Annotated in this window: 2 protein-coding genes; both read left to right on the forward strand. The window is 71.0% G+C overall.

Annotated elements, in window-relative coordinates:
• Nucleotides 1-709 (forward strand): phosphopantetheine-binding protein (locus ACFWIA_RS35100; RefSeq protein WP_387011332.1); only part of this gene is annotated, 709 nt, incomplete at its 5' end.
• Nucleotides 710-715: 6 nt separating this feature from the next.
• Nucleotides 716-1940: condensation domain-containing protein (locus tag ACFWIA_RS35105; protein ID WP_387011333.1), on the forward strand; the 1225-nt coding region annotated here is incomplete at its 3' end.

Consider the following 1940-nt stretch of genomic DNA (forward strand, 5'->3'; position numbering starts at 1 on the left):
CACCACCACCCACGGACACCTCCACCACAACGGACGCACCGACCACCAACTCAAAATCCGCGGCCACCGCATCGAACCCACCGAAATCGAGGCCGTACTGACGGAGCATCCGGGAGTCTCACGAGCGGTCGTCGTCGCCCGGGACAGCCGCGCGGAGAGCGGCGGCCGGTACCTGGCGGCCTACGTGGTACCGAAGGACCCGGTGGACCGGCTGGACCCGATGGCGGGGAGTGCCGCGGCGGCGGACGGGGCAGCGGCCGTGCTCCCGGGTTCCGGGGCGGTGAGCGGGCCGGAGCTGCGGGCCCACGCGGCGGGGCGACTCCCGGAGTACATGGTCCCGGCGGTCGTCACGATGCTGGAGCGGCTGCCGTTGACCCCCAACGGAAAGCTGGACAGTGCCGCGCTGCCCGAGCCGGAGTTCTCCGGCGGAACGTACCGGGCGCCGCGCACCGCCCGCGAGGAAGTGCTGTGCGCCCTGTTCGCCGAGGTGCTCGGGGCCGAACGGATCGGTCTCGACGACGACTTCTTCGCCTGCGGGGGCCACTCGCTGCTCGCCACCCAGCTCGTCAGCCGCATCCGTACCGAGCTGAAGGCCGACGTACCCATCCGCACGCTCTTCGAGGCCCCGACCGTCGCCGCGCTCACCGACCGCTGGCAGGACATGGCCGCGTCCGCACGCAAGCCGCTCCGCAAGATGATCGAAAGGTGAACCCGAATGATTCCGTTGTCCTTCGCGCAGCGCCGCCTGTGGTTCATCCACCGGCTGGAAGGCCCCTCGGCGACGTACAACCTGGCCGCCGCGCTGCGGTTGCGGGGCGACCTGGACGTGGCGGTGCTGGTGGCCGCCGTACGGGACGTGGTGGGGCGCCACGAGAGCCTGCGGACCGTCTTCCGTGAGGATGGTGACGGCACCCCCTACCAGCACATCCTCCGTCCGGACGAGGCCCGCTTCGACATACCGCTGCACGAGACGGCACCCGCGGAGCTGGCGTCCGCACTCAGGGAGCACGCCCGGTACGGCTTCGACCTGTCGCACGACCTGCCGCTGCGGGCCACGCTCTTCCGTCCGGCGCCCGGCGAACACGTACTGCTGGTGACCCTGCATCACATCGTCGGGGACGGGGCCTCGATGGCTCCGCTCGCCCGTGACATCTCGGCCGCGTACGCCGCACGTCACCGGGGCACCGCGCCCGACTTCGTGGAGTTGTCCGCGCAGTACGCCGACTACACGCTGTGGCAGCGTGAACTCCTCGGGGACCACGCCGATCCCGGCAGTCTGGCCGCGCGGCAGGCCGCGTACTGGGGCGAGCACCTGGCCGGCCTTCCCCAGCCGCTCCCGCTGCCCACCGACCGGCCGCGCCCGGCGACCGCGTCCCATCACGGCCGGACCCACACCTTCGGGGTCGACCCCGGTCTCCTCACCGCGGTCGAGCGGCTGGCGCGGGAGCGGGGACTCACCGTGCCGATGGTGCTCCAGACAGCGCTCACGGTGCTGCTCCACCGGCTCGGCGCGGGGGACGACATCACCATCGGCTCGCCCATCGCCGCACGCACCGAAGAAGGTCTCGCGGACCTCGTGGGGTTCTTCGTGAACATGTGGGTGCTGCGTTCCGACCTCGGCGACGATCCCACGCTCGGCGATCTGCTGCGCCGCACCCGTGACGCCTCGCTGACCGCGTACGACCATCAGGATCTCCCCTTCGAGTACCTGGTGGACGTGCTCAACCCCGCGCGCTCGACCGCGTACCACCCGCTCTTCCAGGTGATGTTCGCGTGGCAGAACACCACACCTCCGGAACTGGAGCTGCCGGGTCTGGAGGTGACACTCGACCCGGTCGTCACGGACACCGCCAAGTGCGACCTGTTCTTCAATCTGGCGCCGGTGGCGGGCGGGGGTGCGGTCGGGGGCATCGAGTACGCGACGGACCTGTTCGACCCCA

The organism is Streptomyces sp. NPDC127068 (genome assembly GCF_042724695.1).
Classification (GTDB): domain Bacteria; phylum Actinomycetota; class Actinomycetes; order Streptomycetales; family Streptomycetaceae; genus Streptomyces.